At 61.2% G+C, this 12,694-nt stretch carries 10 protein-coding genes and 1 tRNA gene; 3 read left to right on the top strand and 8 right to left on the bottom strand.

Translation table 11 applies throughout. The annotated features are described in order from the left end of the window. Window positions 1–292: 292 nt before the first annotated feature. Window positions 293–1,159, bottom strand: a complete 867-nt coding sequence (locus AADA15_RS08400; protein WP_341641373.1) for an S-methyl-5'-thioadenosine phosphorylase — start codon at window positions 1,157–1,159, stop codon at window positions 293–295. A gap of 938 nt (window positions 1,160–2,097) precedes the next feature. On the opposite strand from AADA15_RS08400, the gene AADA15_RS08395 reads away from it, so the two are divergent. Then, on the top strand, window positions 2,098–3,615 hold the full coding sequence (locus AADA15_RS08395; RefSeq protein ID WP_341641108.1) for an alpha/beta hydrolase: 1,518 nt from the start codon (window positions 2,098–2,100) through the stop codon (window positions 3,613–3,615). Here AADA15_RS08395 and lipB read toward each other — a convergent pair. Then, the gene (gene lipB / locus AADA15_RS08390; RefSeq protein WP_341641107.1) at window positions 3,564–4,247 is read right to left on the bottom strand and encodes a lipoyl(octanoyl) transferase LipB; all 684 of its coding nucleotides are present in this window, start codon (window positions 4,245–4,247) and stop codon (window positions 3,564–3,566) included. The genes AADA15_RS08395 and lipB overlap by 52 nt on opposite strands. Window positions 4,248–4,382: 135 nt before the next feature. Between lipB and AADA15_RS08385 the strand changes: the two genes are divergently transcribed. Then, a complete protein-coding gene (locus AADA15_RS08385) occupies window positions 4,383–5,999 on the top strand; it encodes a peptidoglycan-binding domain-containing protein (protein WP_341641106.1) in 1,617 nt (538 codons plus the stop codon). 169 nt (window positions 6,000–6,168) lie between these two features. After that, window positions 6,169–6,255, top strand: a tRNA-Leu gene (locus AADA15_RS08380). Between the two features lie 543 nt (window positions 6,256–6,798). Here AADA15_RS08380 and AADA15_RS08375 read toward each other — a convergent pair. The 6 genes from AADA15_RS08375 to AADA15_RS08350 form a co-directional block, all read right to left on the bottom strand. Then, window positions 6,799–8,103 carry a TRAP transporter large permease gene (locus AADA15_RS08375; RefSeq protein WP_341641105.1) on the bottom strand — a complete coding sequence of 435 codons (1,305 nt, stop codon included), beginning with the start codon at window positions 8,101–8,103 and terminating at the stop codon, window positions 6,799–6,801. Beyond that, window positions 8,103–8,609, bottom strand: coding sequence for a TRAP transporter small permease (locus AADA15_RS08370; protein ID WP_341641104.1), 507 nt, complete (start codon window positions 8,607–8,609; stop codon window positions 8,103–8,105). Before AADA15_RS08370 ends, AADA15_RS08375 begins: the two co-directional genes overlap by 1 nt. Window positions 8,610–8,678: 69 nt before the next feature. Then, window positions 8,679–9,692, bottom strand: a complete 1,014-nt coding sequence (gene dctP, locus AADA15_RS08365) for a TRAP transporter substrate-binding protein DctP (RefSeq protein WP_341641103.1) — start codon at window positions 9,690–9,692, stop codon at window positions 8,679–8,681. A 70-nt stretch (window positions 9,693–9,762) separates the two neighbouring features. Next, the gene (leuD, locus tag AADA15_RS08360) at window positions 9,763–10,401 is read right to left on the bottom strand and encodes a 3-isopropylmalate dehydratase small subunit (protein ID WP_341641102.1); all 639 of its coding nucleotides are present in this window, start codon (window positions 10,399–10,401) and stop codon (window positions 9,763–9,765) included. Next, entirely contained in the window at window positions 10,401–11,807 is a 1,407-nt protein-coding gene (leuC, locus tag AADA15_RS08355) for a 3-isopropylmalate dehydratase large subunit (protein ID WP_341641101.1), read from the bottom strand. Before leuC ends, leuD begins: the two co-directional genes overlap by 1 nt. Beyond that, window positions 11,804–12,607 (bottom strand): GntR family transcriptional regulator, encoded by an 804-nt coding sequence (locus AADA15_RS08350; protein ID WP_341641100.1) that lies wholly within the window; start codon window positions 12,605–12,607, stop codon window positions 11,804–11,806. Before AADA15_RS08350 ends, leuC begins: the two co-directional genes overlap by 4 nt. Window positions 12,608–12,694 lie beyond the last annotated feature (87 nt).

Here is a 12,694-nt window from a genome sequence, read left to right as displayed (position 1 = left end):
GCTCCCGGACCGACAAAGGGCATCAGGGCCGCTCCGGGGTTTGGCCGAAGCGTGCCACCCATGCAAGAAAAACCTTGGATCACGGACCGGATATCAGGGCGCAGCCCCCCAAAAGAGCAACGTCAAGCGGGATTGCTATGGTCATCCTTCGACCCCGGAGCGCGCGCTTGGCCCGTGACCCGCAGGACCACAAGACAGGGATCGACAAGCGATCCCCCGGATCCGGTCGGACAGGGCGTCCAGGTCCCAAGAGCCAGAAAAATACCCGGGCTGTGTGATCTGGATCCCGGGATCAGGCGTTCAGAACGCGCCCGGCGACGGCATCCAGTTTCGCCAGAAGCGCGGGATCACGTTTCTCGGGCGCGGTCATGATGGCGTATTCCAGCGCGCGATCACAGCCGTGCGGGCAGGGCGCGCGGTCGGTGCCGAGGATGCCGGGCAGGCGACGCACAAGCTCGCGCCCATTGTTGGAGTTGCCCTGCAAAGTTGCCAGAATGGCAGTGATGTCCACGGCGCCATGATCCGGGTGCCAGCTGTCATAGTCGGTCACCATGGCGATGGAGGCGTAGCACAGCTCTGCCTCGCGGGCGAGTTTGGCCTCGGGCATGTTGGTCATGCCGATCACATCGCAGCCCCAGCTTTCGCGGTACATCTTGGATTCCGCAACCGAGGAGAACTGCGGCCCCTCCATGCAAAGGTATGTTCCGCCGCGGTGCACCTTGATGCCCGCATCGCGTGCAGCAGCCTCTGCCGCGTCGCTCAGGCGGTCGCAGGTGGGATGAGCGACGCTGACATGGGCAACGCAGCCCGTACCAAAGAAGGACTTTTCGCGGGCAAAGGTGCGGTCGATGAACTGGTCCACGATGACGAAATCGCCGGGAGCCATTTCCTCACGGAAGGATCCGCAGGCAGAGACGGAAAAGATATCGGTCACGCCAAGGCGTTTCAGGGCATCGATATTGGCGCGATAGGGTACCTCGGTCGGCGAGTGCACATGGCCGCGTCCATGCCGGGGCAGGAAGGCCATTTTGACCCCGTCCAGCGCGCCTGTCAGGATCTGGTCCGAGGGAGCACCCCATGGGGTGTCGACCGTGACCCATTCGGCGCCGTCCAGCCCGTCGATATCGTAGATGCCCGAGCCGCCGATCACGGCAATCATGGTGTCCTTGGTCACGTCCTGTTCTCCTGCTGATACTGCTCTTTCGGTATGCGCAAGGCGGCCTCCTTTTGGCAAGCCCTGCCGTGCCGCTCTGCCTAAATCGTCCGGGCCGCGCGCCGGTGGAATTTGGCCGACATGTCCGAGATTCGCGGAGGATCGCGAGGCGAGGCGGTGGTCACCCTGCTGCGACAGGTGAGGCAGTGACTGTGGTGGGGCGCGCTGCGGGCCGTCAAGTTGCATAGGGCGCGAAAACGACGCAACTCCTCGGATGCGCTGGTCGACCTCAGCCAGCCACCGCTGCGCTCATGGCCATCGCACGCGCCGCAAATGTCATCTGCCGACCATTGGTCGTGACCCAGGAAAGCCTGCACAGGCTATGCGTGCGCGGACCTGTGTCGCGGTCGCCTGAATTAAGTTGAAAAATGAGACGAGATTGATAAAAGTCTCAGCATTCGGCCCGCTGGGGCATGATGCATTTTTTCCAATTTGGGACGGTGTTCGGCCGTCTCGTTTCAAGTGACAGGTATCTGTGGTGTTCTTCCGGGGTCGCACGCTGGTCTGATTTCTCTGCATTCGATTCATTCGGAGCTGCCCGCAAGAGCAGAAGGGGCGAGAAAGACGGATTGAGGTGCGTCATTTGGCTGTGCAGGCAGTCTGTCGCAGTGAAGCAGTAGTTACGCGTAGTGGGGATGCGAGTGAAAGCGAACATCTATGACAACTCTGCTGGGGTATCAGGAGGCCCGTCGCAGGTACAAATCATCTCCGCGATCTACGAAACGGTTATTCAGCCACAGTGTTATGACCGGTTTTCCCAGTATCGGCTTGAAGAGCAAAAAGACACCGAGGGTTCTCCTGCCCGGAGCTGCAATCCAGCGCGGGTTTCTCCGCAGTTCTCTTTTCACTTCTCCAAGGCTTTTGAAATCCTAAGAGATCGGTGGGTGAAACGCCGATGCCCGGATCCTGCCTATGTGTATGAGGACGGCGGGGGCGTATGGGTTGTCACCACGTCGTCGGGGCGCGCCTTGCGGTGTTCGCGTCGGGCGCGGCAAGACATCGGTGTTTTGCCGCAGGATGTTTTGAAGACCTTCGATGCCGATACCCTGCCCAATCGCAGGGCCTGGGAACGTTTCATGGATCGCCTGCGCTCCGGGCGGTTCTCTTGGGATGATTTCTTCGTTTTGAAGACGCGGCAGCCGGGGATGATGCTGTTGTGCAGGCCCATTTCGGGAGGCTCTGTCGTAGCGGAGCCTGCCCTTGTGATGGTCGAGGCGCTGGACATCCCCTTCTTTCATGGAGCGATCCCATATCTGGCAAAGGGCTTTTGTCTGGACGATCAGCAGTCAGATGCCCTTGCGGGTCTTTTGCAGGGTGGCGAAGCGTATTTCCAAGGCCCGCTCGGGGAGGCGGCGACTGGCGCGATTGCCAAGGCGGGTGCGCCGGGTGGGGCAGAATTGATCCGTCTGGCGGCCTTGCTCATCAAAGAGCAGGCTTCGGATATGGCGATTGCTTCCGGCGACAGGATGCCGACTTCGAGCACCATCCTTTGTTCGAACGGCACGCGGCTTCAGTATCTGCGGTTGGGGGCGGAAACTGGCAAGTCGGTGATTTTCATGCATGGGCTGCTGGATTGTGTGGCCGGTATCATGCGCCTTCAGCCGCATTTTCGGCGTTTGGGGTTTCGGGTCTATGTTCCGTTGCGCAACGGGTATGGGGCGTCCGGGCCGGTGCCGAAACAAGATCGCCACCTGGAGGTGTTCAGCGAGCAGATCGGTGTGCTTTTGGACCGGGAAGAGATACAACGTCCGATCCTTTTGGCGCATAGAGGAGGTGTGGTCTTCGCGCACGCAGTGGCCAAGCGCTGGCGCAATCGGGTTGGGGGGATTGTTGCGGTGTCTCCCTCGGGGCGGATGAAGACTATCGGGGATTTTGCAACGCTACAGGGGTATCAACGGGCCTTTGCCCTTTGCTCGTCTCTTGCGCGTCCTCTGTTGCCTCTGCTCATGCGCAGCTGGTCGCGCAGTGTGCGCAGAAAGGGGGTAGAAGTTCTATTGACCCGACAATCAACGTCAGGACGCCTCGATGCGGGCGTGGTGGCCAATATGAACCTTGCGCCGCTGCTACGCCACAGCCACGACTTTGCCATGAAGCAGGGCGGTGCGGGTTTCATCGCCGATATCGATCTGGTCATGCGCGACTGGTGGCCGATGGTGGCTGGTCGGACAGGGGCAGATCCCGTGGTCTATCTTTGCGGCAGAGAGGAACCTGGTGCAGGCGCAGGCCGTCCGGTCTTTGGAACAGGGCAAAATGTGCAGTATCGATTGTGTGAAGGCTCTGACGGAACCCTGCTGTACACCCGTCCTGAGCTTATTCTTGCGGCATTGCAGGATTTGGCAAACCTGACGGCTCAGCCCGACGGGCAAAAGGAGGCGTCAGCCGCTTCCGGCCCGAATACCTGATCAAAGCAGCGCTTGAGCGCCACATCGACATCTGCCATGGCGACGGGCAGCCCCATGTCCACGAGGCTGGTAACGCCATATTCTGTTATGCCGCAGGGCACGATCCCGTCAAAATGCTCAAGGTCCGGCTCGACGTTGATCGAAATGCCGTGAAAACTGACCCACTTGCGCAGACGGATGCCAATGGCCGCAATCTTGTCCTCTGCCATGTGCCCGCTGGCGGTCAGCGGCTTGTCTGGCCGCTCAACCCAGACCCCGACACGTCCGCATCGAATATGGCCGGTCAGGTTGAACTCTGCCAAAGCCCGGATCACCCAGTCCTCAAGCTGTTGCACGAACCGGCGCACGTCATGACCCCGTTTGCCCACATCCAGCATCACATAAACAACGCGCTGGCCCGGTCCGTGATAGGTGAACTGTCCGCCCCGCTTTGACGGGTAAACCGGGAAACGATCCGGGTCTGTCAAATCCTCGGGCTTGGCCGAGGTCCCGGCCGTATAGAGCGGCGGGTGCTCCAGTAGCCAGATGCATTCTTTTGCGGTCCCAGCAGCGATTGCGGCGGCGCGCTCTTCCATGAATGCGGTCGCCTCGTCATAGCCGACCAGCCTGTCTGATGTGATCCATTCGACCATGGTTTAGAAACCTCCGGAGAACTTTCGGAAAATGACGTGCACATCACCACGGAAGATTAACGATAAGACAACGCCGCATACGGGTTACTCTATCTGCAGTGATTCTTTTCATTCATCAATAAAGGACCGGTTTCCATGGTACGCAATCCGATAAAGGCTGTTCTTGCAGCATCCCTGTTCTTGACACCAGTGGCGGGACCATCGGCTGCTGACAATCTGGGGGCGGCGCTCTTGGGGGGGATCGTCGGGGGGGCCATCATCAATGAGGTTAACAGGAATAAAAGGCGCAGCACGGGCACGAATTACTCCGCAGCCCGCGCTCAGAATCGCGAAACTCAGGCCTCGCTGAACTACTTTGGCTTCCCTGCCGGAACGCCCGATGGAGTCATGGGGCGCAAGTCCCGTTCGGCGATCATGCAGTATCAGGCGCACATGGGCTTTGCCGCGACTGGCCAATTGACGCCATACGAGCGCGATTTCCTCGTTTCCTCCTACAACCGGGCCCAGGTGGGTGGTCCGCAGGTGATCAAGGCCATGCAGGGTCCGAATGGCGTGCGGGGATTGCTTCACACCTGGCGCGACGAGGCGGCCGGGGTGCGCAGCGCCAGCAGTGGCTATCCCGGGTTGCCGATCGAGGTCAGCGACGCGGTTGATGAAATTGCCGCATCTTCCGAACCAAGTGCCGAGCAACTTCTGCAACGCTCTGGATTCATGCAGCTCGCCGATCTGAACGGGGACGGTAAGAATGACTACATGATCGACACCTCGGTTTCCGGCAGCTCTTTCTGGTGTGGTGCGTCCCATTGTTCGGTGATGGTCTTTGCCTCCACACCGCAAGGCTATCAGCGCAACGATTTCATGGCGCGCGGGGTCACCCCTGCCAGCTTCTCCTGTCATCAGGGGGTATGCCGGATGACTGAGACCACCATGGCTTCAGCGACCGCCCCGTCGGCACCTGTTCCCACACCGATGGCACCCATGACCAAGCAGCCAGGTACCACTGTCATGGCTTCTGCGGCAGGGCAGGCGGGCGCGGGCATTCCGATGTTCGCAGCGCCTGCGAAACCGGCGCAAACAGCATCGCTGGCCAGTCATTGCAGCAAGGTCAGCCTGCTGACGAGTTCGAATGGCGGCTACATGACCGTGTCCAGCATGACTGATCCGGATCTGGCCCTTGGTGAGCAGTTTTGCCTCGCACGTTCTTATGCATTGTCGTCAGGTGAGGCGATCGTCGCCTCGCTGGCCAACGTGAGCACGGCACAAGTCGATGGCCAGTGTGACGGGTTTGGGCCGGCCATTGAGCCGTTCCTGGCGCGTTTGGGCACGGATAGCAGTCAGACCCTTCTGGCGGACGTTCAGAAATTCGTTCTGCAGTCCAACATGTCACTGGACCAGCTTGCCAACACGGCGTCGGTTTGCATGTTCTCAGGATATCGCCGGGACAATCTGGATATTGCCATGGGGTCTGCGCTGATCATGGTGGCTATCGGTAAACGCCCTTATGCAGAACTGATCGGCCATCATCTCTCCCAGGGGTTCGGGGTGTCCAAATCGGTGGCCGCCGCTCAGGATTGGTACGGGCTCGCTGTCGCGGCGCTGGCCGACGGTGCAGAGCCAGTCTTCTCGCCGGGACAGCCTGAGCGCGTGGCCTTGATCGAGGCCGCCTCTGCACGCCTCGGTGGCAGCGCCCCGTTGCAACCTGTTCCTGCCGCCAGCAGCGCTTTGGCTTTGCCGAGTTTTTCGACCGACTGAGGCTTTTCTGATCGCTGTTCTGATGCGTGCCAATGCAATTTCGGCACCATCGCGCGGCCCCTCGGCAGGGGGCGAGGATTTTGATTGGAGAAGAGGCGAAACTTGGCATTTTGCCTCTTCACATCCTTTTGCGGCTCGTCTATACGCCCCTACACCAAGCCTAGACAGTGCGGTCGTGGCGGAATTGGTAGACGCGCAGCGTTGAGGTCGCTGTGGGGTAACTCCCGTGGAAGTTCGAGTCTTCTCGACCGCACCATTCATCCAGCTGAATAATTCGGTTGCCCTCTGGAAACTGGAGAGGGGGAACGTTTCTTTGGAACACACCGGCACACTCTTGGACGAATCGTAACGTTCGGCGACAATCCCGTAGACCGGATAGCTGCTTAGTCCTGCCACTTCTCTGGATGCCGTGCCGACGCAGACAAAGATCAGGCGCCGAGGTGGGCGAACGGATCACGTTTTATGTCACAGCGCGAGGACGGCCGGTTCGGGCGATCTTCAATCGAACTCTTTTGATCTACTGCTGTGCCGACATGACTCTCATTGGTACGTGCGCGCGCGTTGCGGAGGTCAACGGCTGCTTTGAAGAGCCTGCGGTCACCCTCGCCAACTTGCAGAACGGCGGCGTGCTCCCGTTTGTCCAAACAGGGGCGATCACTCAGCTTCTGCGATGGTCAGAATCGGCAATGAGACAGGATATCTCCTGCCTGGTGTGATCAAACTTTGCGGCGCAGGGGGCGTGTTGGCAGTGCGGCGCACGCCAGCTGCGGCCAAAGTGGGACCGGGGGCCTGTCGAGGGTTATCCGGAAAAGACCAGTGCAAGCCCTGGAAAGGCGACCAGCAGGGCCACAAGCAGCAGTGAACACCCGATGAAGGGGAAGGCCGCCGTGTAAATCGTACGCATTGTGGTGCCTTCGGGCGCAACGCCTTTCATCACGAACAGGAGCAGGCCGAAAGGCGGTGTGGTAAAGCTGATCTCGAGCGCCAGGAGCATGATCAACCCGAACCAGATCGGATCGAACCCCAGTGTCTGCGCCAGCGGGAAAAAGATCGGCACGGTCAGCAGCATCATCGAGATCTGCTCCATGAACATGCCCAAAAGCAGCAAAACCGCGAACATGACCAGGAGCATCGCGAGCGGCACAAGGTCGAAGGAGGTCGCCCAGTTGACCAGCCCCCTTGAGGCGCCGGAAAAGGCCATAAGCTGGCTGAAGGTCGCAGAGCCAAAGACGATGAGATAGGCCATTAGCGTCACTCTGAGTGCACCATTGATGGATTTGCGCATGACCTCCCAGGAGAGGCAGCGGAAGGCGGCAGCCAGTAACAGAACGCCGAGCGCGCCAAAGGCGGCGGCTTCGGATGGGGTGACAAAGCCGTTGATCATCAGAACGATGATCACCACCATCACGCCCACCATGGGCACCACCTCCCGCATCAGAAGGGACAGCTTGGCTCCAAGGGACATCTCCTCCACCTCGTAGGCGGGGGCGGCATCCGGGTCGATCCGGGTCTGGATCCAGATGGTGCCGATGTACATCCCCGCAAGGATCAGCCCCGGAATGACGCCGGCGATCAAAAGCGCGCCCACGTCGATCTGTGCCAGTGTCGCCAGCAGCACCGCCAGCGCCGAGGGCGGGATGATGATGGCAAGGCCGCCGGTGCCCAGGATCGGACCGATGCTCATGTGGGGTTTGTAACCCCGGCGGCTCATCTCGGGCACCATCAGGGACCCCAGCAGCGCGGTCGATCCCATGGAAGAGCCGGACAGCGTGGAAAACGCAGTGCCGCCCAGAACGGTGACGTAGCTCAGGCGGCCCGGCAGGCGGCCCAGAAGCCGGTCGATGGCATTGAACATGCGGCCGCCCAGGCCGGTGTGAAAGAAGATCTCTCCCATCAACAGGAACAGCGGGATCGGCACCAGTGCATATTTGGTGAGCGAGCCAAGGCCATTGTTCAGAAGCTGCCCGACGCCACGGTCTCCCCCCATGAAGACCCAGGCGCCGACGATATTGGCGGCCAGAAAGGCCAAGGCCACCGGCATGCCAATGGCCATCAGCCCGACGATGGTGCCCAGCAAGAGGGCAAGCGCTTCATACCATTCCATTATTCGTGAATTCCTGCTTCGCCGGAGTGCATGAGTTCCGATCCGAACAGGAACCGGGAGAATTCCACCGCCATCAGTCCAAAGCTGACCGGGAAGGCGATGGTGAGCAACCAACGGGGGTAATAGTAGGCGCGGGTGTCGTAATCACCCCGCTCGATGTTCTTGAGGAACAGCTCCACGCCCTTCCATGCCAGAAGCACGCAGACCAGGACGCACAAGAGCGCCACCAGGCGGCTGACCATACGGCGCGCGCCTTCGGGAAGGGCGGAGGTCACAAGTTCGATATGCACATGACCACGTTCGCGCACCAACCAGGGCGCGCCCAGCATGGTCATGTAAAGAAGGCCGTATTCGCCGGAGGTGAACAGCCATGCAAAGGGCTGCAGGCCAAGGTTGCGCATCAGAACCGAGGTCACGACCGAGATCATCAGCCAGACCAGCGTTGCCCCCGATATGATCGCCATGGCGTTTACGAACGCATCATAGGCCCTTGTGAGTGAGGTCATTTATCGGCTCCGGGAAGCGGCAGGATTGCGGGCCCGACACCGGGCCCGCAGAGGGGTGTGGAGGCAGGCTTACTTGGCCGCGTCCAGATCGTAGAACAGCTCGATCAGGCGGTCATAGTTGCCGGTGCCGCCGGGCTGCTCGGCCATGAGGCCCTTCATGCGTTCCCAGGTCTTTTCGCGGGCGGCGGCCAGGTAGTTCGCCTTGGCATCGCCTTCGAGCGAGACGACCTTCATGCCGGCCGCCTCAAGGGCTGCGAAATCCTCGTCCCGCTTGGTGCGCAGGGCGGTCACGCTGTCCTTTTCATGCTGGATCGCCACGTCCTGAAGGATGGTCTTGGCCTCATCGCTGAGGGAGTCCCATTTCTCCTGGTTCACGATCACGCCCAGGTCGGTGGAGAAGAAGCAGGGCTCGATCCGGTAGTTCAGGAACTCGTTCCACTTGAGGTCGATCAGGCCGATCTGGGTCCAGCCGGTGGCATCCACGACGCCGCGCTGCAGGGCCGAGTAGACCTCGCCAGTGGGCAGGTCGATCACCTGGGCGCCAAGGTAGTTGGTGAAGAAGGCGTTGTAGACGTTGTTGCCGCGCAGCTTGAGGCCCTCGACCTCGAGGTTGCCCGCATCGTCAAAGCTGGGCTCTTCGCGGGTCCACAGGTTGTAGCAAACGCCGCTGTCGAACCAGCCAAGGTACTTGAGGCCCATCTTTTCCTGGTGGATCTGGTCGATCAGGGCGATGCCGCCGTTCTCACGGGTTTCCACCGCAGTCAGGTTCGAGGCCACCATGGCGTCCTTCTCGGGCAGCGAGCCGCCGTAGAAGGAGCCGGGGGTATAGACCATGTCAACAATCCCGTCGCGCACCGCATCGGGCTGCTGGAACATGCCGATGGCTTCGGGGCCGCCGCGCACGTCGATCTGGATAACGCCTTTGCCAGCCTCGTTCACCTTGTCCACAAAAGACAGGAAGCTTTTGGTATAGATCAGGGTTTCCGGGAAGGCGTGTACCGCGGAAATGGTTTCTTCGGCCTGGGCCACACTGGCGATCAGGGTCGAGCTGGCGACAAGGCCGCCCAAAAAGGTCATCTTCATAGTCTTCCTCCTGTTGTGGGGCAGACTGGGTCTGTCCCCATGCGTTGGATGTGGGCTGGCGCCCGGTTTTTTATTGCGCCCTTGGTTTGGGCGGTTCTTGGTCTTGCGCTGCGGGCCAGGCCCACCGCGATGTTTGAAACCTCTGTTCTTGAAAGGTTTGGATCCGATCCCGGTGGGTCATGGTCAGATCGATATCGTCCCATCCGTTGATCAGCTTGGTGCGCCAGCCGTTGTCCAGCGCGAAAGCATAGCTCTGATCGCCGATGCGCAGTTCTCCGGCCTCAAGGTCGATCAGCACGGCGGCGGATTGATCCCCGAGGCTATGGATCATATGCGTGACTTCGTGTTCGGGCAGTCGCGCGGGCAACAGACCGTTGTTCACCGCGTTGCTGGCAAAGATGTCACCGAAACTGGGGGCGATGACGGCGGTGATCCCGGCGTCCACCAGCGCATAGACCGCCGCCTCGCGGGAGGAGCCGCTGCCGAAGTTGCGCCCTGCCACGAGGACACTCGCGCCGGGGTGACGGTTCAGGGGGAAGTCGGCGATCTCTGCCCCCTCAGCGTCAACCCGCAGATCGTGCAGCAGGTATTTCCCGTAGCCTTCGCTGCGCGGGGCAGACATGAAGCGCGCGGGGATCAGCTGGTCTGTGTCGATATTGTCGAGGGGCAGTGCGATTGCGCGGCCTGCATGTGTGCTCCAACCTGCCATCACGCCGCCCTTCCGTGCAAAAGTGGGCGCACATCGGTGATGGTGCCGGTGACGGCAGCCGCGGCCACCATGGCAGGCGACATCAGATGGGTGCGTGCACCGGGGCCCTGGCGACCACGGAAATTGCGGTTGGTCGAAGAGGCGCAGCGTTTGCCGGGCGCCACAAGATCGCCGTTCATCCCGACGCACATCGAACACCCCGATGCGACCCAGTCGAGACCCGCCTCGATGAAAATGCGATCCAGCCCTTCCTGTTCGGCCTGCGCTTTCACCTGCGCCGATCCCGGTGAAACGAGACCGGGAACCTTTGCCTTGCGCCCGGCCAGCACGGCGGCGGCGGCGCGCAGATCCTCGATACGGCCATTGGTGCAAGAGCCGACAAAGACCTGATCCACCGGAATGCCGTCCAGCGGACGTCCTGCGGGCAGGTCCATGTACTCAAGCGCGGCCCGCGCTGCATCCACCTTGCCGGGACCAAGCGTTGCCGGATCCGGTATGGTCTCGGTCACAGGCAGGGCCTGCTCGGGGCTGGTGCCCCAGGTCACGGTGGGGGCGATCTCGGCCGCTGCAAGGCTCACTTCCCGGTCAAATGCGGCCCCGCCATCCGTGCGCAGTTCGGCCCAATCGGCCAGGGCGGCCTCCCAGTCGTCGCCCGTCGGGGCGTAGGGGCGGCCTTTCAGGTAGGCAAAGGTCACCTCGTCCGGCGCGACCATCCCCAGTCGCGCGCCGCCCTCGATCGACAGGTTGCAGAGGGTCATACGCCCTTCCATGCTCAAGTCCCGCACCGCGCTCCCAGCGTATTCGATGGCGCAGCCCTGAGCGCCGCCGGTGCCGAGCCGCGCGATCCAGTTGAGCGCAATATCCTTGGCGCTGACACCAGGGCCGAGACTGCCGTCGACGGTGATGCGCATGGATTGCGGTTTCTTCTGCCAGATCGTCTGCGTTGCCAGCACATGTGCGACTTCGGTGGCGCCGATGCCAAAAGCCATCGCGCCAAAGGCCCCGTGAGTGGAGGTATGGCTGTCGCCGCAGTTGATCAACAGTCCGGGCAGGGTGAGGCCCTGTTCGGGTCCGATCACATGAACGATGCCCTGCGCGGGATCCATGAGGTCGAAAAGGCGCAGGCCATGCTGCGCTGCATTCTTGCGCAGGGTGTCGATCATGCGGGAAATCTGGGGATCGGCGATCCGGTCGCGGTTGTGCGTGGGCGCGTAGTGGTCCACCACGGCAAAAGTCAGGTCCGGCGCGGTGACCTTGGCCCTGCGCGCGGCCAGCTTGCCGAATGCGTGGTGTGATCCTTCGTGTACCAGATGCCGGTCCACCCAAAGGAGCGACGTGCCATCCTCGCGCCGAAGGATCTCATGCGCCGACCAGAGCTTGTCCAGAAGGGTGCGCGACTGGGTCACGGCGCCTCCTCCTCGGTCTTGCCGATGGCAGGCTCCCAGTGGCGGGCGGCCCCGTCTCCGACGCGGGTCAGCGGCATTTCAAGGCGGAACATGTCGGGGCGGTAAAGGCCCGCAAGATATTCGACGCCGTTTCCTTCCACATCACGCACCACACGGCGCAGCGACAGCAGGGCCGAGCCTACGGCGACGTCCAGCGCTTCGGCCACATCGGGCCCCGCCAGAGTGGCGGTCACAGACTGGTGTGCTTCCTGGATCTGAACGCCGCTGCGCTCCAGAAGTTTGAAGAGCGGGGTCGTTGCCAGATCGTTTTCGGAATAATTTCTGGCGATTTCAGCCGGAACATAGGTTGTCAGATGCGAAAACGGCGTATCGCCTGCAAGGCGCACGCGGGTTGCGATCTGGACCTGTTCGTCTGAATCGATGCGCATGGCCGAGGCGACGAATTCAGGCGCGGTGCCATAGGAAAAAGACAAAAGCCGCGCCGTGGTGCTTTGGCCCATTTCCACCAGTTGGGGCATCAGGGTCGTCATGTCCATTGCCATGGGCTGACTGCCAGTTGCCCCCGTGCGCACGCGCGAGCCGCTGCCTGCGCGCCGTTCTACCAGTCCTGCTGAGGTCAGCGATTCAAGAGCCCGGCGAATGGTCACACGGGAGACGTCGAACAGTTCGGCAAGCTTTTGCTCCGACGGCAGCGTTTCCCCCTCGGGCAGCCGCCCATCGGCAATCTGATCGCGCAGGGAAAGATAAACGCGGCGCGCCTTGGCGCCTTCAGGCAAGCTGATTTTGTCCGGTTTGTTCACCAGGGATTCCCTCCAGAATTCTCCACGATGGTACAGACGGCTTTGGGAAAATCAAGCTTGCAGTTTGTTCTGTAATTCAATTTCTGT

It is taken from the genome of Phycobacter sedimenti (assembly GCF_038148855.1).
In the GTDB taxonomy this organism is placed as follows: domain Bacteria; phylum Pseudomonadota; class Alphaproteobacteria; order Rhodobacterales; family Rhodobacteraceae; genus Phycobacter; species Phycobacter sedimenti.
The sequence above is the reverse complement of the archived record's forward strand: the minus strand, read 5'-3'. Positions and strand labels throughout refer to the sequence as shown.

Coding starts and splice junctions, on each gene's coding strand:
- AADA15_RS08400 (WP_341641373.1), bottom strand. CDS start 1,159: ATGATTGCCGTGATCGGCGGCTCGGGCATCTACGATATCGACGGGCTG.
- lipB (WP_341641107.1), bottom strand. CDS start 4,247: ATGGTCGAATGGATCACATCAGACAGGCTGGTCGGCTATGACGAGGCG.
- AADA15_RS08385 (WP_341641106.1), top strand. CDS start 4,383: ATGGTACGCAATCCGATAAAGGCTGTTCTTGCAGCATCCCTGTTCTTG.
- AADA15_RS08375 (WP_341641105.1), bottom strand. CDS start 8,103: ATGGAATGGTATGAAGCGCTTGCCCTCTTGCTGGGCACCATCGTCGGG.
- AADA15_RS08370 (WP_341641104.1), bottom strand. CDS start 8,609: ATGACCTCACTCACAAGGGCCTATGATGCGTTCGTAAACGCCATGGCG.
- dctP (WP_341641103.1), bottom strand. CDS start 9,692: ATGAAGATGACCTTTTTGGGCGGCCTTGTCGCCAGCTCGACCCTGATC.
- leuD (WP_341641102.1), bottom strand. CDS start 10,401: ATGGCAGGTTGGAGCACACATGCAGGCCGCGCAATCGCACTGCCCCTC.